The organism is uncultured Roseivirga sp. (assembly GCF_963973945.1).
Lineage (GTDB): Bacteria > Bacteroidota > Bacteroidia > Cytophagales > Cyclobacteriaceae > Roseivirga.
This window is the reverse complement of sequence record NZ_CAXBBV010000012.1, coordinates 76,091-96,973: the sequence shown is the minus strand read 5'-3', so window position 1 is coordinate 96,973 and position 20,883 is coordinate 76,091. Positions and strand designations below refer to the sequence as shown.

The window sequence follows — 20,883 nt, the reverse complement described above, 5'->3', positions numbered from 1 at the left end:
TTTTAGAATCTTATTCGTGTCTTAATGATGTAATAGGATCTTGACTTGCGGCTCTTCTAGCAGGAGTAATTCCAAAAATAAGTCCTACAGTAGCAGCAACACCAAAGGATATTGCAATTGAAGCAAAGCTGATTTCTGTTGGAAAGTCTGCTAATGATGATACTGCAAAGGCTAAAGTAATACCCAAGATCACACCAATAATACCACCCGTTACTGAAATTAACACAGCTTCAAATAAAAATTGTGAAACAATATCAGAAGATTTTGCTCCAATAGAAAGTCTCAAGCCAATTTCTTTGATCCTTTCCATTACCGAAGCCAACATGATATTCATAATTCCAATACCTCCTACCAAAAGTGAGATGGCGGCAATAGCGGCTAACACGATATTAAAAATATTCTGAGTTCGCTGTTGTTGTTTTAATAATAACTCTGGAATGGTAATTTCATAATCAATCACCCCATAATGCCTTCTTTCAAGCATTCTAGAGAGGACTTCTGCAGTAGAGCTCAATTTAGCAGATTCATTTACCTGAACTACTAAGCGATCTATTTGATGATAGTTTTTAGGAGCAGAGTCGCTAGATTCATCTGATGAACTTGATGAAACGATAGTCATTCCTCGTCCTCCTCCAAACATACTAACTCCACCAAAACTCTTCTTTAAACCAGAGCCAGTCACTAAATCACGGTTTACGTACCTCACCAAAACTGTCTGAATTGGAGTATATACGTCCATATTATAATCACGAATCCCTAGGTTGGTTATGGCCTTTTCAGAAATAAACCTCTCTTTAAGTATGCCTATTACCTCTAACCACTGAGAACCTACTTTTATCTTCTTACCAATTGGGTTTTCTTGAGGAAAAAATTTGCTTTGAATTCCCTTCCCTATAATACAAACCGGAGCACCTACTCTTAATTGATTTTCATTAAAAACCTCCCCTCCATCTAACTCAAAATTAGCAACCTCAAAGTAGCTCGGCTCTACACCTACTAGTTTTGAAGATCTTCTGATTCCATTCTTTATGATATAAGTTTCTAGTAGAATTTCAGGGCTAAGTCTTGCTACACCTGGAATACCTTCACGAATACTCTCAACATCTAGCAATTTCAAGCCTGGAGAGAATTTCTTTTTATCATTATCATCGGTCTCTCCTATTCGTTGCTCTGTTTGCTCTACTACTGGCTGAACAATAATATTGTTCACCCCTACCAATTCGATCTGCTCTAAAATCTCCTTTTGAGCTCCATTTCCAATGGCAAGCATGGCGATTACCGCAGCTACCCCGAAAATGATTCCCAAAGCAGTGAGCAAAGAGCGCAACTGATTGGCAAGCACTGCTTCCAGTGCTATATAGAAATTAGATAATAAACTCTGCTTATTCATAGCTCGACTTACTGATTTGGTTGACCTGCACGTCCGCCTCTAGTAGCTCCACCAGCAGCACCGCTACCAGCTGGTCTTTGTCCTGATCTGCCACCTCTCATCATTTGAGATGGGTCGGTAATTCCTTGATCTTTCAATCTCTGAATCACTTCAGGGCTCATTGGAGTTCCGTCAGGCATTACCCACTTGCTATCGTCTTCTAATTTATTTTCGTTAGGATTAAGTTCATACTTCTCCATTCTGGTACCATTCAATTCAGGAATTAAGTTTGGCTCTTTACCATCCGTTCCTTCAGGCTTACTTAAGTACAATACATCCCCTTCTTCGACTCCCATCTCAATAACTGCTTCATTACTGTTGGTGAGTCCTACTTTTACTTCTTGAAGTGAACCATTTTTCTTAATCACATAGTTGATAGAATCATTGTAAACATGCAGACACTCCAACGGAATATGAACAACATCAGAAAGTTTTTGAGTTACAATGATATTACTTGTTGTCATTGACGGTCTCAATTCTTTATCACTTTCATTTACTCTTACAATTACCTCAAACACCTTAGCATCTGAATTTGGGTTTTGCTGTCCAACTCTGGCCACTCTTGTTACTTTACCAGTAAGTCTTTTATCAGGAAATGCATCCAAGCCAATATCAACAGGCTGTCCTAGCTTTACCTTTCTAATATCTACTTCATTAATGTAAGTAGTAGAAATCATGCTTGATAAATCTGGAAGCTCAGCTACTTCTGGACTCCAGCCATTAAGTTGAGAACCTTCAACAATACGCTCTCCTCCAAATCCTTTTGTATAAATTACCATACCATCTTGAGGAGCATAAATAGTGAAGTCTTCTAATAGTTTTAAACCACTGTTATATCTGTTTCTTCTTCTATTCAAATCAACAGTCTCATCAATCATCTTAGATTTAGCTTGCTCTACCTTTAATTTGTAGTTATCCAAAGCACGCTCTTTATCTCTAAAGAGTTTTTCTAACTCATTTTGATATTTCTTTTTTGTTGCTGGTGGCTCATATTGCGACTGCTCTATTTGCAATTGCTTCTCTTCAATTGAATAGTCTAGATTTATCAACTTATCTCTCTCGCTACCTAAAGTTAGAGCAGTATCAATTTTAGCATATTCATACTCTGCTACTTGAGCATCAAGCTGATCTTTTTCTGTCTGAATTTTTTCGAAAAGCTCACTCTTATCTAAGTCGGCAACATAATCGCCTTGTTTTACCTGAGTTCCTTCTTCTACCAACTTTGTTACTGTCATATTTCGAATATTGAAATCTCTGGCAGCGGTTGGTCCCATAATTTTTGTAGACTTTTCAGCAGAAAGTTCGCCTGTGGTGGTTACCTCAACTGTAAATTCGCCTTTTTCAGCAGTCGCGAATAACGATACTGCGTCTTCAGCGGTATCCGTTTTGAATACGGTAAGGGTAACTACGATAGCAGCCACTACGACTAGACCGATAATGATGAGTTTTTTTCTCATGACTCTTTTTATAATTGTTTAAATATGTGCAAAACTAGGGCTATTAGATTTCTCCGCAATTCCATATATAGAAATATGCAGCCACTAACGTAAAAGAAAAAAGAACCAATCTCGTTAAAAATCACGTAATTACGATTATTCAATAGAGAGAAGCCTCCTTAGTTTTACTAACGCCTTCTTCTGGTCTTAGATGATCTTAACATCCATTTAGTTTAATCTCAAATCGATCCATTTATAATAACGGTAGATATTCTGTTCAGACAACATCATGTTCCTGTCAGTGGCAAGGGTGGGGTTTAATCTTATCTTCTATCTTTGCGGAAATCGTTGAAATGAAAAGATTTATCAGTTTTGTCATCAGAAAGGTACCTAGAAAATACCTTCAGCTATTTAGCCATCACCTACTAAAGGTTGTTAGTCTCTTTATGAGAGGTAAGAATGTAACTTGCCCAATCTGTGAAATTAGCTACCGTAAATTCCTCCCTTACGGAAGGTTAAACCCTAGAGAAAACGCGCTTTGCCCAGACTCACTCTCGCTCGAAAGGCACCGTTTAATGTGGCTGTACTTAAAGGACAAAACCCAATTTTTCAGTGCTCCACAGAAACTTCTTCATATTGCTCCAGAGCTTTGTTTCATAGATAAATTCAAAGCTATGCCCAATATCGATTACACTTCAGCCGACTTAGAATCTCCTTTGGCCGATGTAAAAATGGATGTTCACGACATACCTTTTGAGGCAAATACGTTTGATGTTGTTTTTTGCAACCATGTAATGGAGCATGTGGATGATGACATTAAAGCCATGAGCGAAATTTACAGGGTATTAAAACCAGGCGGATGGGCCATTATTCAGTCTCCACAAGATTATAGTAGACAAGAAACGCTAGAAGATCCTACAATTACTGATCCTAAAGAACGTGAGCGGGTTTATTGGCAAAACGATCATGTCCGTTTGTTTGGTTTAGATTATGGTAAACGATTGGAAAGGGCTGGTTTTAAAGTTACCGAAGATCATTATGTAATGGAGTTACCAAAGGAAACGGTAAGAAAATACGCGCTTCCGGCCAATGAAATTATTTATTTCTGTGAAAAAGGCTGATTGCCTCTAGGCTTAAAAAGTTCTGAAATCATACCCATACCATAACCCGTAAGCTGGGTAAAAGCTGCTGTTACGCTAAGTAACCCTACATCAATACTTTTATTGAGTATTGAAGAGTGAACAAAAATCCCAAAAGTAAACAAGGTGAGAAGTGCACCGCCAAGGGTAAATAGAAATGTAGAATAGAAAACAGTAGTCAACCAAATAAACAACCCAAGCACAAAAACGGCTGGTAATGCGTGTATTGCTTTTAGCTCTCCTGGAAAGAACCGATTTACGTTAATTCGTGCTCTGCCAAAAAAGTGTAGCTGCTTATAAAAGTGAGCGAAACTGGTTCTTCTTTTATGAAAAACAAAGGCATCAGGAATTAAACCTGTTTTAAACCCAGCTTCAATTACTCTAATACTAAACTCAATATCTTCCCCCATTCGGGTGATTTTGTAGCCTTTCGTAGTTTCAAACACTTCCTTCGAAATACCCATATTGAAACTTCTAGGATGAAAAGTGCCTGCATGATTCTTGTTTCCTCTAATTCCACCTGTTGTGAAAGGAGAAGTCATAGAGTAACTAATGGCTTTCTGCAATGGTGAAAAAGAAGGGTGAGCCTTATCTGGGCCACCAAAAGCATCAAGTGGAGTGTGATCTAAAAACTGATTTACCTTCTCAAAGTAATCTTCAGGAATAAGGCAGTCTGAATCGAAAACCACAAAGTAGTCTCCCTTAGCTCTTTCGAAACCGTAATTTCTTGAAAAGCCTTGGCCTGAATTCTCCTTAAAGAAATATTGAATGGAAAGTTGGTTTTGATAAGATTCAACTACCTGATCACATTTTTCTGTAGAACCATCCTCCACTATAATTACTTCAAAATGAGTGTGGGTTTGAAGTGTTAAGGACTTGAGAAGTTCATCTACTTCATCGGGCCGATTGTAAACAGGAATAACTACAGAAAAGAACCTCATTTCTTCTTTAAACCAACATGGTCTTCGAGTATATAGTCGTTTTTGTTTTGGGAATTCATGGTCATCATTTCCCCTAAAAAACCAGCCAAAAATAACTGAACACCAATAATAATTGCCGCAATGGCCAAAAAGAATAGTGGCTGATCTACCACATCTCTATACACATTACTCTTGGAAATATAAATTGCATGAATTTTCTGCCATGAGATCCAACCAACGAAAACAAATCCGATAAGAAATGAAAGTGTACCTAAAGTGCCGAAAAAATGCATTGGCCTTTTCTTGTATCGCGACACAAAGGAAATCGAAATCAGATCAAGAAATCCGTTGATAAAGCGCTCTAAACCAAACTTGGTAGTACCGTATTTTCTAGCTCTGTGTTCTACTACTTTCTCTCCAATCTTAGTAAAGCCATTGCGCTTAGCGATTACTGGAATGTAGCGATGCATTTCGCCATAAACCTCTAGGGTTTTCACCAGCTTCTGATCGTAGGCCTTTAGTCCACAATTGAAGTCATGAAGTTTAATGCCTGATAAAATTCTGGTTATTCGATTAAAAAATTTAGAAGGTATGGTTTTAGAGATAGGGTCGTGACGAGTTTTTTTCCAGCCTGATACTAAATGATAACCTTCCTTGATCATAGCATACAAGCTTGGTATTTCATCTGGACTATCTTGTAAATCAGCATCCATAGTAATTACCACTTCACCTTCAGCATGCTTAAACCCAACATTTAATGCTGCCGATTTTCCATAGTTACGATTGAACTTCAATCCCTTAATAGGAAAATCTACTGACATCTGTTGGATTTGCTCCCAGGAGCCATCATTGCTGCCATCGTCTATCATGACCAGTTCATAAGATAAGCCGTGTTCAATCATGACACGGCTTATCCAATTCACTAGTTCAGGCAACGACTCTTCTTCGTTATAAAGCGGTATTACTACTGAAATTTGTATCAATTCTTTCTAAAATTCGTCTTCTTCGTTTTTCATTATGGCAGATACGATCAAACCAAAGATTAACCCTGCGAAAATAGCCATTACAAAAGACATAATCGCTAAAAACTCTGGACTTGTAACAAACGACATTACTCCCTCCATGCCCGCGGCATTACCTTGATCTGGCGGAGGACCAAAAGGGCTACTTTGCTGTGCTTCCTTCATAAAGTCTAAATAGGCAGGGTCTACAATAAAGTAAACATAACTAGCTACCGAACGAATTAAACCACCAATAAGTGATGCCACCATGATGAGTCCAAAGCCCTTTCCGAATGACATGATGTTACCATTGTTTGCCTTGTACTCTTTACAAGCAAAAACAAAAACTCCAATAACAATAGCCCATTGAATAAACATACCCACAAAAGGCAGCTGTATTCGCGCCATGGCCATGGCTAAAGTGTATAGGGTGCTAATAAGACCGAAGATAACTCCGTACTTGATACCTATCTGGCGACCTGTTACTTGTTCTTCCATAATTTCTAATTTTAAGGTTGATGGATTGAAATTAATAATTTTTAGGAAGTAAAAGAGATTTAATGAATGTTATGATTCAATTTACTTAAGCGAATTATTTTCAGGATTAACGAACCATATCAAGCTCGACTAGACCTTAACATAATACTAAAGACTGGGGTCACTACTAAGCCAATGAGTAATTTTTTGATGAAAACATCAAACACAAGTACTCCTCGAGTGGTGTTGGAAATCATTTCGTATTGCTCTAAATAGCTTTCTTCGCTCAAAGCTGTAACAATCATATCCTTTCTGCTCACCAAATCTGCTTGTGCTGTAATAATATATTCGTTTAGGAAATCTGGACTACCCCAATAGATAAAAACAAAATAGAACAGCGCAAAAATTGCAGCAGCTGTAACATATACTATAAACCCAATGGTCATTCCATGATAGAACCTAAACTCTCCTCTACCTACATTGTCCTTGTAATCCTTTAATGCTAAAAAAAGGAAGACAACAATAATGAGAATATCCAGCAAGAAGGATAAAAGGTTTCGCCAAGGTTGTAACCCCATGAAATAAAACACTAAAAAAGCGATAATGACGAACAAGGCTGTTACGGCACCATACTTGAAAGATAAACGAGTAAGTTTTGGATTAACTTTAATCATTAGAAATAAACCTTCCGTTATTGATAATGCCAATTACTTTCCCTGTCATTTCTTGATTGAAGAATGGAGAGGCTACTGATTTAGACTTATTTGTTTTTCCGTTGTAACTCCATGTTATTTGGGGTGAAAAGAGCGTCAAACAATCTCCTCCTTCTACAACAGAGTTTTCCTTAAGCCCTAATATTTTTCTTGGCGTTGCGGTAATCCGTTCAATACATTCTTCCGTTCTCTTACCCAATGCTTTAAGCAAGGCTGGATAAAATGTTTGCAGTCCAATAATTCCAAAATCGGCCAAATCAAATTCTAACTGCTTACTTTCTTGATCGTGAGGTTGATGATCACTTACAATAGCATCTATTGTTCCGTCTTCCAAACCTTTGATCAAAGCCAGTCTATCTTTTTCAGTTCTGAAAGGAGGGTTTACCTTAAAACTAGTATCGTAATCCATTAGGCTTTCATCTGTAAAAATCAAATGGTGAATACCAACATCGGCTGTTACTTTTAAGCCTTCGGCCTTGGCCTTTTTTATTCTTTCTACTGCTCCGGCTGAAGAAATCAAACTAAAGTGGATTTTTCCTCCTGCGTATTTTAGCAATTCTAAATCCCTGTCAATCATTACTTCTTCTGCCAATTCAGGCATTCCCTTCATTCCCAAAACCGTACTTACTTGGCCTTCGTGCATAGTTCCAAAAGCGGTGAGCATTCTATCTTCTGGTCGATTGATCAATACACCATCAAAAGTTTGGAGGTATTGTAAGCTTTTTAAAAGAATGTCTGTATGCCAAATCGGTTCAGTACCATCTGTAAAAGCAACTGCACCAGCAGTATGCAAGTCGATCATTTCTGTAAGCTCTTTGCCTTGACAACCCAATGTTACCGCAGCAGCAGGGTGTAAATTCACATCGGCAGACTTGTTCCACTTTAGGTAATAGCTAATGCTATTTTTATTAGAAGTCACCGGGTCGGTGTTGGGCAGCAGCAATACATCGGTAAAACCACCAGCGGCAGCAGCGGCAGAGCCCGACTCTAAATCTTCTTTGTGTTCTTTTCCCGGATCAGTAAAATGAGCCCGTATATCGAACCAACCTGGTGAAACCATCAGGTTTTCATGTTCAATTACAGTTCCATCAAAGCTAATCTGGTTTTCAATTTTTTTAATGACACCATCTTGAATAAGGATGTCTTTGGTCGAATTATGATGCGGAGAGGAAGGATCGATTACCTTGGCAGCACGGATTAAAATTTCCATATCACAAATATCGGATTAAAATTACTTCCGCAAAAAGAAAAAGAAGCCCAAGCATTAAAGCATATTTCCAAAGGTTGATTCCCTTAATTCCAGCTGTCAATTCGCGATTTACTTCTATCCCATCTTCTGCCTGGATTAGATTGATGTTTTTGGCCTGTGCTATGGTTTCTAATTCGTCAATAGAATGGCGATCTACCGAGGATTCTGCTTTTGATTGATTGAAAGCAATGGTACCCAATTCCGTTTCTCCCTTCAAGATGTTGTAATGACCAGCTTTTAGTTCATCCTTAGGGATTTCCATAATTAAACTTTTTCCCGAAATCCGTTGGTCAGGTGTAATCTTATTCTCTCCATCCGATAAAGTTACAATGTCGTTTGCCGTTAAACTTTCTTCTAGAGGATAGACCATGGTTTGCTCGTCTGTTAGATAATAGAGCTTGGAAAGATTGACTTTACTGCCCAAAGCCAATTTATACATGACGGGCACAAAAAGAGAATGGCTCGGAAAGCTTGTAGCCTCTGCACTGAAGTCACTTGAAAAAACATAGGCGTTTCCTAAAGGCAATTCTGCCTTAGAAAGAAATTCTCTACCATTCTTAAAATTCAACACACCCAATTCACTATTGATCAATCGATAGGTGATGGATGCTTCTGGCATGGCGATGGCCTCTTTTGTGTTTTCGAAAACACCATCAAAAAATGGGTTTTGGAAATTAGGTTGCCCCAAGCCCAAACGTTCATCAGAGTCAAACCTTATGGTAAGTCCCAATTGAGAGAAAGTCTGAAAGTTGCTTTCGGCAGATGGAATAATCAATACCGTTCCATTCTTTTCTAGGAAGGTTTTTAGTGCCGAAATTAATTGATTTGAGAAGTCTGAAAGTTGATTCAGAATAATAATATCACTTTGCAGTAATTCATTATTGTCAATGTTATTGGCGTTGAAAGCCTGATAATTGAACAACTCATTATCTGCATAAAGCTGTTCTATGAAGTCATTAGAGCCAGGCCCCTTCACTTCATGCACAATCACCCTTTCAATATTATTCAGGGTTAAAAAGTATTCGTTGTCGAATAGAACTTTGGAGTCGTCAAGGGTGACCTTTGCTTTATTGAGGCCAGTGGCGGATTGATCTACCTCGAAAATATGTTCTTTAATTCCATTGGCAGGTACATTCACCAAAGCGGTACTGGACAGTTGGTCGTCAAAAAACAACCTAACATTCACATCTTCAAAATCTTCGGCACCTTCATTTTTCAACACTACTTTAAGGTTGTTTTTCATGGCGCCAAGCAGAAAACTATTTTCTAAATAGGCAGTATCAAAATAAAGGTTGCTGTTATTCTCGCCTTCAATTGGCATTAAATAGTAGTTACGGAGACTGTCGCTAGCAATGTTCCCTAGTTCATTTTCCCTGCTCTTCTGGAAATCCGAAATCAGATATACATCTCCACGAAAACCACTGGCTGCAATTCGCGACTGAATCTCATCCATGCTTCTCCCAACTCCAGATAATTCTAATTCTGTAAACCTATCTTTAATAGTAGAAGCCGTATAACTGGTGTTTAAGGAATTGCCATAACCGTTTTCGAGAAATTTAAACTTGGCTGATTCAGGATAAGCGTCCACCACACCTGTGGACAAAGAGTAAGCTCGATCGAATGCACTTTGCTGCGAGCTTACTGGCATATCCATGCTCAATGAGTTATCGAGATAGATCAGCACTTCATCAGACAATTCCTGATCATTGGCGTTGTCCTTGAAAATAGGCTGCGCGAAGGCAAGAATTAAGAAGGCAAGAAACAAGAGCCTTGAAAGTAAAATCAGCAGCTCTACTGGTTTACGTTTAGAAGAGCTTTCTTCCTTCACCTTTTTCAGCAAGGCGATATTAGAAAACTGCACGCGTTTCACCCTTCTGAAATTGAAGAGATGAATGATTACGGGGATAGCCAACGCTAAAAGTCCCCACAGTACTGCTGGATTGGCAAATGTTAAAGCGGTGTATATCGTCAAAGCGGGTTTGTTATTCTAAGCTTCAAAAACATAACTACGTAAAAATTGATTTGAATATGTAGTTCTGCTCAAAATTTATTCGAATGGTCGCTAATATACAAGGATTGGAGGCTCGTTTAGTCAGTATAGCTACCCTCTTCCGAAAAATTATTAGAGATTTTTTGAATACATCATAATATGATGTATTATTGTTCTATGTATTCACGAGAATTATTAAAAGGTATACTCAAACCCATTATTCTAAAGCTGCTTTCTGAAGAAGAAAGAATGTATGGTTATGAGATTGTGCAAAAGGTAAAAGAGAAAACGGAGGGCAGAATCTTAATTAAAGAAGGTTCGCTCTACCCTACGCTTCATGCATTAACGAAGGAAGGTTTCCTTACTACTGAATCGGTATTAGTAGGCAATAGAACCAGAAAGTATTACTCACTCACAAAGAAGGGAACAGGATTAGTGGCTCCCACCATGCAAGAGTTATCTGACTTTCAGTCTACACTATCCTTACTTTTTGGAAAACAAAAACCAGCTGTATCATGATTAATGCTGGCCAAACACAGCAAATCAGAAGCTATTTGCTCCAGCAAGGCTTTACGAATACCGAGCTAATCGATGATTTAGTAGACCACCTTTCTTGCGAAGTAGAATTACTTATAGAACATGGACGAATAGACTTTACCTCTGCTTTCTCAACTGCCAAGGAAAAAGTAATGCCTGATTACGCCATTCAAATTGAAAACGACTTAAAATTTTTAACCACCAAAAAATATAACACCATGATCAAAAAACTCGCATTTATTGGAGGCTACGCAAGTGCTGTATGTCTCTGTTTATCTATCCTTTTTTTCAGTCAGTCATTGCTTGGTTCTAAACGTTCTCAACTTAAAGTGGAAGCGATGCAAGTTGAGCACTACCTTTTAAATCAAAATGAAGATGAGGTTAACCGAAAAAAATTAAGCGAAATAACGAACCAATTTTACAGGGAAAATTTAGTAGCATCATCAGAGAAATTCGAATACGCTGAAACCTTCCTAATAATTTCTTTCGCACTATTCGCAGCATTGTACTTACCCTATCAATTCTACAGCAAGTATCAACGAAGCGATCAATCACTTCAGCAAGCATAAAAAAAACGCCTCGCTACTTTTCAGTAACGAGGCGTTTGTATTTTAAGTCAAAGCTGGTTTATACCTCAGCTTCTTCTGGAGCGTAATCGGAAACGGGAATACAGCTACACATCAAGTTTCTATCACCATAGGCAGAATCAATACGAGCTACAGTCGGCCAGAACTTGGCTTCTTTCACATATTCAGCAGGATAAACTGCTTTTTCACGTGAGTAAGGTCTTTCCCACTGACCTTCTAACACCATGGCTTGAGTATGTGGTGAGTTGATAAGAACGTTATCACTCTCATCAGCAATTCCGTCCATTACTTCTCTGATTTCCTGACGAATGCTCAACATGGCTTCACAGAAACGATCTAGTTCTACTTTCGATTCAGACTCTGTTGGCTCGATCATTAAAGTACCCGCTACTGGGAAAGATACCGTTGGCGCATGGAAACCATAATCCATCAAACGCTTAGCAATATCGCCTACTTCAATTTTACTGGCTTTAAAGTCACGGCAATCCACAATCATTTCGTGTGCGCAACGTCCTTTAGAACCAGCGTATAAAATCTTAAACTCCTTTTCAAGAATTGTCTTAATATAGTTGGCATTCAGAATAGCCAACTTAGTAGCATTTGTTAACCCCTCTGCACCCATCATAGCAATGTAAGCGTAAGAGATTGTCAAAATACTAGCGCTACCCCAAGGTGCTGCAGAAACCGCAGTAATTGCATGTTCTCCACCACTTTCTACAACTGGACTACCCGGCAAGAACGGTGCAAGATGTGATCTTACTCCGATTGGCCCCATACCAGGCCCACCACCACCATGAGGAATACAGAAGGTCTTATGCAAGTTTAAATGACAAACATCTGCACCAATAAGGCCAGGGCTGGTTAAACCTACCTGAGCATTCATATTGGCACCATCCATATAAACCTGTCCGCCATTGTCATGGATTATCTGACAAATGTCTTTGATACTTTCTTCAAACACACCGTGGGTTGAAGGGTAAGTTACCATTAAGCAAGAAAGCTCGTTGCTGTTTTGTTCTACCTTTAGTTTAAGGTCTTCTACATCAATGTTTCCACGCTCATCGCAAGCTACCAATACTACTTTCATACCCGCCATCACCGCAGATGCTGGGTTGGTACCATGTGCCGAAGTAGGGATAATGGCCACATTACGCTGCATATCACCTCTGCTCTCGTGGTAAGCTCTAATCACCATAAGGCCAGCGTACTCTCCTTGCGCACCAGAGTTTGGCTGCAAAGAAACATCGTCAAAACCAGTGATTTCAGATAGCCAATCCACTAAATCGTTGAAGAGCATTTGGTATCCTTTAGTTTGGTCTAAAGGAGCAAAAGGGTGAATACCACCAAATTCTGGCCAAGTTACTGGTACCATTTCGGCTGTAGCATTCAATTTCATTGTACAAGAACCGAGAGAAATCATGGAATGCACCAATGACAAATCTTTGTTCTCAAGTTTTTTAATATACCTAAGCATTTCGTGCTCAGAATGATACTGATTAAACACTGGATGTGTCATGAAATCAGAAGTTCGATCTAATTCTTTAGGAAGTTCAACTTCCAAGTTGGCTGCCTCAGCATCCAAATCAAACTTAACTACCTGACCGCTTGCCTCTGCAAATACATCGAGGATCAACTGAATATCGTCTACTCTTGTAGTTTCATCTACAGAAATACCAATGTCTCCATTTTCGAAATACCTGAAGTTGATTTCGTTAACTTCGGCAATGGTTCTGATTTTATCCGAAACAGAAGATTCTGCTTCAATTCTTAAAGTGTCGAAATACACTTCATTCAATTGCTTGAACTCTAAAGAATTCAAACCTTTATCTAATAGCTTCGCGAAGCCATGAATTTTAAGGGCAATATGTTTAATGCCTTTAGAACCATGGTAAACACCGTACATTCCGGCCATTACCCCAAGTAAAACCTGAGCGGTACAGATGTTAGACGTTGCTTTCTCTCTTCTAATATGCTGCTCACGAGTTTGAAGCGCCATTCTATAAGCCTTGTTGCCTTGGCTATCGATAGAAACTCCAATAATTCTACCCGGAATCTGACGTTTATATTCGTCTTTAGTGGCAAAGTAAGCTGCATGTGGCCCACCATAACCCATTGGCACACCAAATCTCTGAGTAGTACCCACCACTGCATCAGCTCCCATTTCTCCCGGAGGAGTAAGAAGTGCTAAAGACATCAAGTCTGCAGCAGCAGTAACAAATACATTATTAGCTTGGGCAGTTGCTATAAAAGACCTGAAATCTCTAACGCTACCGTCACCTGCTGGATATTGGTAAAGAACACCGTATAAGTCTTCGTTGGTTAAATCAAGCTCTTCGATCTTACCAATCACCAAATTGATCCCTACAGGAATCGAACGTGTTTTTAAAAGATCTATGGTTTGCGGGAAAGTATTTTCGTCAACAAAGAAAGTATTCGCATTTTTCTTTTCCTTCTTCTTCAACCCAGAAAACATGAACATGGCTTCGGCAGCAGCTGTTGCTTCATCTAGTAATGAAGCATTTGCAATTGCCATTCCTGTAAGGTCCATCACCATCGTCTGGAAGTTGATCAAGGCCTCTAGTCTACCTTGCGCAATTTCTGCTTGATATGGAGTATAGGCAGTATACCATCCTGGGTTTTCGAGTACATTTCTCTGAATTACACCTGGAACAATGGTATCATAATAACCCATTCCAATGTATGATTTGAACAATTGATTGTGACTTGCAATTTGCCTCAAATCTTTCAAAAATTGGAACTCCGATTTAGGAAGAGGAAGGTTCAATGATTCCTTCATTCTTATTCCCGCAGGTACTGTTTCATCAATCAAAGCTTCAACACTTGGTAATCCAATTACCTTAAGCATTTCTGCCACATCATGTTGATCAGGACCATTATGTCGATCTTCAAATTTTTGGGTTTTCCTTAAATCAATCTTAGTCATATCCAGTATTCCAATAAGGTGTAAAATCTCGCTTTTGAAAAGAAGCACAAATGTAAGAGACTATGTGTGAAAATCCTTAGTTGGCGGCTAAAAAAGAATACCATTTGAGTAACAGTTAAGCCGTACTTTTAAATATTTTTTTAGCTTTGGTGAATTAATAAAACTGCAACATTAAACAATACATTCCAATGAGGAGATTATTAACACTTTCGGTGGTGGTTTGTTTGTTTTCACAAGGCTTAATGGCTCAAGATAAAACAGCCATGAAGTACGGGAATACAATCACTCCACAAGACATGAAGGCGAAGCTTAGCGTTTTGGCTTCTGATGAATTTATGGGTAGAGAAACAGGTACAGAGGGTCAGAAATTGGCTTCAAAATTCTTAGAAGATTTCTACAAAAAAATTGGTTTAACAGGGCCTGTAAATGGCACCTACCGTCAAAAATTCAGCATGTACCAGTCAGATTGGTCTGACGTTTACTTAAAAGTAAAGGGCAAAAAGAAAATGAATGGTAAAGACTTCATTTTCTCTGGGAATGCCAACATGGATAAAGAGATTAAACTACCTACTGTCTATATTGGTGATGGTTCTGCCATTTCTGGAATGGACATTAAAGACAAAGGTGTTATTGTAACAGGAAGCTCAAGAGAAGTTCAAAGAAGCTTAATCGAAGCTGGTGTAAAAGCTATTTTTGTAGCCAGTGCTAACGATGAGCAATTTATGCAAACATTACCTCGTCAGGCTGCTTTCAGAATGAAAGGAAGACTTCGTTGGGACAAAGAAAACACTGGTAATGAAAGTATTGTTTTCAACATTACTAAGGAAATGGCTGCTGATTTATTAGGTACAACTACTGCTAAGCTAGATGCCGCTGCAACTTCTCCTTCTTCAATCAAAGAGAAAAGCGTAAGCTTTCAAGTAAAAGAAAAACTTGCTGAAATCTCTACAGAAAACATGGCTGCCTTCTTAGAAGGAACTGACCTTAAAGATGAAATCATTGTGATTTCTTCTCACTACGACCACATTGGTCAAAATGAAGATGGCACAGTAATCAATAATGGCGCTGATGATGACGGTAGTGGAACCACTGGTGTAATGGAACTTGCTGAAGCTTTTGCTCAGGCTGCCAAAGAAGGAAACAGACCACGCAGAAGTATTCTTTTCTTAAATGTAACTGGTGAAGAAAAAGGTCTTTTAGGATCAGCTTATTATGCTGACAACCCAATTTTCCCTCTTGAGAATACGGTTACAAACTTAAACATTGATATGATTGGCCGTGTAGACCCTGAGCATGAAAACGATAGAAATTACGTTTATGCAATTGGTTCTGAAAAACTTTCTAGCCATCTAAAAGTAATTTCTGAGTATGCTAACATTACTTACACTGGCCTTAACTTAGATTATAGATTTGACGATCCAGCTGACACTAACCGTTTCTACTACAGATCAGATCACTACAACTTTGCTAAAAAAGGTATTCCGATCATTTTCTATTTTAACGGAGTTCATGCAGATTACCACAGACCAACTGATACAGTTGACAAAATCGAATTTGATGTAATGGCTCAAAGAGGTCAGTTGGTATTCTATACCGCTTGGATTCTTGCTAACCGTGACCAAAGAGTTCCTGTTGATAGAACAGATGACATGACTTACGATCGTTAATCATTGATCAACTTTCAAATTGTCTGCCTTATTCATTAGGCCGACCTGAATAAACTAAGAAAAGCCTGTGAAGAATATCTTCACAGGCTTTTCTATTTAAGAGCCAAACAGGAGATCATTAACACGCGAACTATTTTGGAGTACAATCAAAATGAAGCTAGACAAGAATCCAGTTACGTTCTTTTCTGTTTTTTAATGAAGCGTTCAATCTTCAAGGCCTGACTTCGATCGGAGCATTCAATTTCCAAAAATAACTCCCAGTCTGATGCGAGCTTTGTAGCAGCACCTTTGTAAAGCCCTTCGTTGTGTTGATCCAAACGACCTGACACAAAAGCGCTTTCGCCTACATAATAGCGATCTTTTGACGGAGTATATAGAATGTAAACAAAATGCATAAGCACAAAAAAAGACAGCCATTCCTGACTGTCTTTTGTGGGCGCTGAGGGATTCGAACCCCCGACCCCCTCGGTGTAAACGAGGTGCTCTGAACCAACTGAGCTAAGCGCCCTTCCTGATTGGGAATGCAAAGGTAATACTGGTTTTCATTATTGCAAATAGTAGGGCGAAATAAAATTGATTTATTTTTCACCCTATCAAAAAAGCAGCTTAAACACCTTAAAACACATATTTTGATTAACTTCGCACGGGTCTTAAATCAGAATGCTCCTAAAATGACGCTTGTAGAGTTCAAACAAATATTCGACCTCTATTACACTCCTATCAAGAACTTCCTTTATTATAAATCGGGAGATGTTGATTTGGCTGAAGACTTGACTCAAGACGTCTTCATGAAACTCTGGGACAAGCGAGAGGAGATAAATCAAGAAACGGTAAAAAGCTATCTCTATACCATTGCTAGCAACATGTTGCTCAACAAATTCCGCCACGATAAAGTGGTTTTTACATTTGCGGAGAAAAACAAAGACCAGTTTAATGAGCAGTCCCCCCAGTACGCCTTAGAAGAAAAAGAGTTTAAAGAGCAACTCGAAAACATAATTGCGTCTATGCCTGAAAAGCAACGTGATGTTTTTTTAATGAACCGAATTGACGAATTAACCTACAAAGAAATTGCCGACCGATTAGAATTGAGTGTTAAAGCAGTTGAAAAGCGAATGCATGGAGCACTATCTTTTCTTCGAGATAAAGTGAATCACAAAATTTAACTATATTGAATAAGTGAAGCACAACGACCCTATTGAGGATTGGTTTTACACCAAAGCATTTGACCATGAACACGAAGAATTAGAAAAGGCCATTGCCCTTTCTTCAAATCTTGCTGTGCCTGTAGGAAAGTCTGAAAATCAGGCTTGGGATGAGCTATTGAGCAAAATTGAAGAGCAAAAAGAAGATAATAGTCGCATACTGATTTCTCAAAAAGAAAGAGTGGGTCAATGGGTAGCTTGGGTTTCTGGAATTGCTGCAATGCTTATAGCCGCCTATCTTACAATTTACAACCCATTAGGGCATGATGAGATTGTTAGAAACAGAGCTGAGCTCGGTATGGTTGAAAACATAGTTTTACCTTCAGGGTCTAGTGTTACGCTTAACTCATCATCTACTTCTTCTTATAATTCTCAAACTTGGTATAATAAAAGAATTGTCAAACTTGACGGAGAAGCCTTCTTCCAGGTAACAAAAGGAGCAGAGTTTATTGTAGAAACCAATAATGGCACTGTTCAAGTACTGGGCACAAGCTTTAATGTATTCTCTCGAGGAAAAGATTTTAGCGTAGAATGCTCCACTGGCCTCGTATTAGTTACTTCAAAAAATCAGCAAGTTGAACTTAGACCAGGGCAAAAAGTAATGCTTAAGGAAAACAAACTAGTTCTAAGCGATTTTAATCTTGACAAAACAGCAGCTTGGAGAACAGGCGACTTCTACTTTGACACCGCACCTCTAAAAAATGTTATCGAAGAAATGGAGCGTCAGTTCAATATTGAAATAAATATGAAAGCAGATATTACAGAAAGGTATTATAGTGGATTCTTTAGCCGAACCAATCTAAAAGAGGCCTTACAATTGGTTTTCATACCTATGGGCTTAGATTTTAAAATCAATAATAAAGAGGTAACGGTACAATAAGTAGTGCGAAAACTAATCTGCCTTCTCTTCACTTTACTCATTAGTAGCTTGCTATACTCGCAAGAGCTTCCTAATATTTCTATCTCTGAAAACTTTAATAACACCTCGCTATCGAAGGTTATACGCATATTGAAAAATAAGTATGATGTTAAAATAGCCTATGACGATGCCTTAGTTACTGGAATAACAATAAACGGCAGCTACAACGATAAATCAATTACTGCCTTTTTAGATGAGATATTACCTTCCAAGGGAATTGACTACCAAGTGTTAAATGGTAAAATAATTCTTACCCCCGGCCAAGTCGATATTGACCTTAAAACCCCAAGCCTATTTGATCTTACTGTTTTTGGAATTGTACTAGATGCCCAAACCGGAGAGATGCTTCCTAATGCCTTAATCAGGGTTGCTGGAGAAAACAAAGGTACGATATCAAACAAAGACGGTATATTTTCTTTAAGTCAGGTACCCACAGATACATCTACACTTGAGGTAACTTATTTAGGCTACAAAAAAAGCACGGTAAAGCTAGATCCAAACAAATCCAAAAAGACCATTCGTATTTCTATGGCAGAAAACACGGTAGATTTATCCGAATTTACTGTGGTGGATCTTAGAACTGACAACACAATTCAGTATGGAGAAGAAATTAGCCAAATCTCCATTGACCCAAATAGTCTAACTTCATTACCTAGTTTAGGAGAATTAGACATTTTTAGATCACTCCAATTACTACCAGGAATTAGCGGAACAGACGAAACATCTTCTGCACTTAGTATCAGAAATAGTCCTTCCAGCCAAAACCTTGTTCTCTTAGATGGTTTCACAATTTATCGTCTCGATCATTTTTTCGGAGTATTCAGTGCCATTAACCCAGATGCCGTACGAGATATTCAGGTATACAAAGGCGGTTTTGGACCTAAGTATGGTGGTAGAATTTCTGGCGTAGTAGATATAACAGGCAAATCAGGAAACTTCAATAAACCAGAATACTCTTTTGGAATAAATTTACTAAGCGCTAGAATGAGTGTAAACGCTCCATTGAACGAAGGTAAAGGAGCTATTCATTTCAGTACTCGCAGGGCCTATACCGATATTATTAGAAGCAGCTTATTCAAGAAGCTTTACAAAAACTACAGAGAGGGTTCAAATCAGTTGAACGATCAAGCGAGTGGCAATTCTCTAAGACCCAATTTCCATTTTTATGATTTCAACTTAAAATCTACTTATAACATATCAAGTAGAGATATCGCTAGTTTCTCTATGTATTGGGGAAGGGATGAGCTGGACACTGATTTTGATCAAATCACAAATTCTGGCAACACATTCATGACGGAAAACACTGAAGAGAACGCCCAGTGGGGAAACCTTGGGGTGGGTGCAATTTGGTCACGCAATTGGAACAAAAACTATTACTCAAGCTTTCAACTGGCTTATTCTGGCCATAATTTCGATTACCTTTTCCATAGTGAAGACCGAGATGAAAACGGTCAAATCACCAGAGATTACAGTGCAAACCGCCTTAACGAAGTAGCTGATTTACAAATCAATTACAAGAATGAATTAAAACTAAAAGAGAGACACAATATTGATTTTGGACTCAATCTATCCTCTATTACTGCAATTAATGATGTAACCATTGATGGGCAAGTACAGCTACCTATGGAAGATCGGAAACAGTCGGGAAGTATTCTTGCATTTTATGCCTCCGATGAATTCAGGGTTACTAAAAAACTTCGACTAAATGTTGGCTTCAGGCATAATACTACAGGCCTTACCAATAAAAACTATTTCGGCAGACGATTGGGTATGAGCTACCAACTCACCCCTTCATTAAAACTCAAACTATCGAATGGTCAATATTATCAATTGGCTAGGCAGGTGCTATATGACGACCCTCGCTCTAACCTTCAAGACGGATGGAATTTAGCATGTAATACCCTATTTGGTGCGTTGAGTTCTGAGCACCTAATTGGTGGATTCAACTATTCAAAAAATGGCTTTATGATAGATATGGAATATTATCGTAAAGACGTTTCTGGCTTGGTAGAGCTTACGGTTTCTCACGTAGTAAACCCTGGGATGCCTAATGATACACAGCCGTTAGTAGCGGAATCAGCAGGTGAAGATAAAATACGTGGAGTTGATGTATTGATTCAGAAAAAAATCGGCCCATACCATGGTTGGCTGTCATATACCCACAGTAAATCAAGTAGCATCTATTCTCAAATCAACGGTGGTCAACGTCTTCCATCCAGATTAGATCAGCGGAATGAGGCAAAATTTGTTCACGTTTTAGAGTTTAAGAAATTTAATGTTTCGGCCACATTCCTATACGGAAGTGGAAAACCCTTCTTTAAACCTGAACTTAATTTTATTCGAGATAACAGTGGCACTGTGGTTAATTATGAGATTCTTAACCTAAATAAAACGGTAGAGCGACTGCCCACCTACCATAGACTAGACATTTCTGCAGCATTAAAATTTGAAAATGAAGAAGTAAGAGGAGAGTTCGGTATTTCTATTTTTAATGTATACAACCATCGTAACATCCAGAGCCGAAGATTGAACATTAATGCAATTGAGCGTGCAATTGATAATGGGGAAGAACCAACCCAATTGTATCGCGACATCGTGCTGCTCGATTTCACCCCCTCAATATTCCTTAATCTTTTCTTTTAATTTTCTAGACCTTAAGGTAGGGTATGTGTC

17 protein-coding genes and 1 tRNA gene are annotated in these 20,883 nt (G+C 38.6%); 7 read left to right on the top strand and 11 right to left on the bottom strand.

What is annotated here, in order from left to right:
- Positions 1-10 precede the first annotated feature (10 nt).
- Complete coding sequence (locus tag AAC026_RS16770) at positions 11-1,390, bottom strand: ABC transporter permease (RefSeq protein WP_339607903.1); 1,380 nt, start codon at positions 1,388-1,390, stop codon at positions 11-13.
- A gap of 8 nt (positions 1,391-1,398) precedes the next feature.
- Positions 1,399-2,886 (bottom strand): efflux RND transporter periplasmic adaptor subunit, encoded by a 1,488-nt coding sequence (locus tag AAC026_RS16765; RefSeq protein WP_339700451.1) that lies wholly within the window; start codon positions 2,884-2,886, stop codon positions 1,399-1,401.
- 332 nt (positions 2,887-3,218) lie between these two features.
- Between AAC026_RS16765 and AAC026_RS16760 the strand changes: the two genes are divergently transcribed.
- Complete coding sequence (locus AAC026_RS16760; protein WP_339607905.1) at positions 3,219-3,986, top strand: methyltransferase domain-containing protein; 768 nt, start codon at positions 3,219-3,221, stop codon at positions 3,984-3,986.
- On the opposite strand, the gene AAC026_RS16755 is transcribed toward AAC026_RS16760, so the two are convergent.
- The 6 genes from AAC026_RS16755 to AAC026_RS16730 form a co-directional block, all read right to left on the bottom strand.
- Entirely contained in the window at positions 3,965-4,945 is a 981-nt protein-coding gene (locus AAC026_RS16755) for a glycosyltransferase (protein ID WP_339700448.1), read from the bottom strand. The two genes, AAC026_RS16760 and AAC026_RS16755, sit on opposite strands and share 22 nt — an antisense overlap.
- Positions 4,942-5,907, bottom strand: a complete 966-nt coding sequence (locus AAC026_RS16750) for a glycosyltransferase family 2 protein (protein WP_339607907.1) — start codon at positions 5,905-5,907, stop codon at positions 4,942-4,944. The genes AAC026_RS16755 and AAC026_RS16750 overlap by 4 nt, the downstream gene beginning before the upstream one ends.
- A 6-nt stretch (positions 5,908-5,913) precedes the next feature.
- Complete coding sequence (locus AAC026_RS16745) at positions 5,914-6,423, bottom strand: DUF4199 domain-containing protein (protein WP_339607908.1); 510 nt, start codon at positions 6,421-6,423, stop codon at positions 5,914-5,916.
- A gap of 119 nt (positions 6,424-6,542) precedes the next feature.
- Positions 6,543-7,076 carry a DUF4199 domain-containing protein gene (locus tag AAC026_RS16740; protein WP_339700445.1) on the bottom strand — a complete coding sequence of 178 codons (534 nt, stop codon included), beginning with the start codon at positions 7,074-7,076 and terminating at the stop codon, positions 6,543-6,545.
- Positions 7,069-8,325 (bottom strand): dihydroorotase, encoded by a 1,257-nt coding sequence (locus AAC026_RS16735; protein ID WP_339700442.1) that lies wholly within the window; start codon positions 8,323-8,325, stop codon positions 7,069-7,071. Before AAC026_RS16735 ends, AAC026_RS16740 begins: the two co-directional genes overlap by 8 nt.
- A gap of 1 nt (position 8,326) precedes the next feature.
- Positions 8,327-10,336 carry a BatA domain-containing protein gene (locus AAC026_RS16730; RefSeq protein WP_339700440.1) on the bottom strand — a complete coding sequence of 670 codons (2,010 nt, stop codon included), beginning with the start codon at positions 10,334-10,336 and terminating at the stop codon, positions 8,327-8,329.
- Positions 10,337-10,531: 195 nt separating this feature from the next.
- On the opposite strand from AAC026_RS16730, the gene AAC026_RS16725 reads away from it, so the two are divergent.
- Together AAC026_RS16725 and AAC026_RS16720 are read left to right on the top strand one after the other, a co-directional pair.
- Positions 10,532-10,873, top strand: a complete 342-nt coding sequence (locus AAC026_RS16725; RefSeq protein WP_053223653.1) for a PadR family transcriptional regulator — start codon at positions 10,532-10,534, stop codon at positions 10,871-10,873.
- The gene (locus tag AAC026_RS16720) at positions 10,870-11,460 is read left to right on the top strand and encodes a hypothetical protein (protein WP_339700437.1); all 591 of its coding nucleotides are present in this window, start codon (positions 10,870-10,872) and stop codon (positions 11,458-11,460) included. The genes AAC026_RS16725 and AAC026_RS16720 overlap by 4 nt, the downstream gene beginning before the upstream one ends.
- Positions 11,461-11,518: 58 nt before the next feature.
- On the opposite strand, the gene gcvP is transcribed toward AAC026_RS16720, so the two are convergent.
- Positions 11,519-14,422: an aminomethyl-transferring glycine dehydrogenase gene (gene gcvP, locus AAC026_RS16715; RefSeq protein ID WP_339700434.1), complete on the bottom strand. Its 2,904-nt coding sequence runs from the start codon at positions 14,420-14,422 to the stop codon at positions 11,519-11,521.
- Between the two features lie 188 nt (positions 14,423-14,610).
- Between gcvP and AAC026_RS16710 the strand changes: the two genes are divergently transcribed.
- On the top strand, positions 14,611-16,089 hold the full coding sequence (locus tag AAC026_RS16710; protein ID WP_339607914.1) for a M28 family peptidase: 1,479 nt from the start codon (positions 14,611-14,613) through the stop codon (positions 16,087-16,089).
- 173 nt (positions 16,090-16,262) lie between these two features.
- On the opposite strand, the gene AAC026_RS16705 is transcribed toward AAC026_RS16710, so the two are convergent.
- Positions 16,263-16,484 (bottom strand): GIY-YIG nuclease family protein, encoded by a 222-nt coding sequence (locus AAC026_RS16705; protein WP_339700431.1) that lies wholly within the window; start codon positions 16,482-16,484, stop codon positions 16,263-16,265.
- Between the two features lie 38 nt (positions 16,485-16,522).
- Positions 16,523-16,597 (bottom strand) — tRNA-Val (locus AAC026_RS16700).
- Between the two features lie 163 nt (positions 16,598-16,760).
- Here AAC026_RS16700 and AAC026_RS16695 point away from each other — a divergent pair.
- Genes AAC026_RS16695 through AAC026_RS16685 form a run of 3 tightly spaced genes read left to right on the top strand, consistent with a single transcriptional unit; the run spans position 16,761 to position 20,853 of the window.
- Positions 16,761-17,252 (top strand): RNA polymerase sigma-70 factor, encoded by a 492-nt coding sequence (locus tag AAC026_RS16695; RefSeq protein WP_339700428.1) that lies wholly within the window; start codon positions 16,761-16,763, stop codon positions 17,250-17,252.
- Positions 17,253-17,265: 13 nt separating this feature from the next.
- Positions 17,266-18,171, top strand: a complete 906-nt coding sequence (locus AAC026_RS16690; RefSeq protein WP_339700425.1) for a FecR domain-containing protein — start codon at positions 17,266-17,268, stop codon at positions 18,169-18,171.
- A 3-nt stretch (positions 18,172-18,174) separates the two neighbouring features.
- Positions 18,175-20,853 carry a TonB-dependent receptor gene (locus AAC026_RS16685; RefSeq protein ID WP_339700422.1) on the top strand — a complete coding sequence of 893 codons (2,679 nt, stop codon included), beginning with the start codon at positions 18,175-18,177 and terminating at the stop codon, positions 20,851-20,853.
- The last annotated feature ends 30 nt before the right edge of the window (positions 20,854-20,883 follow it).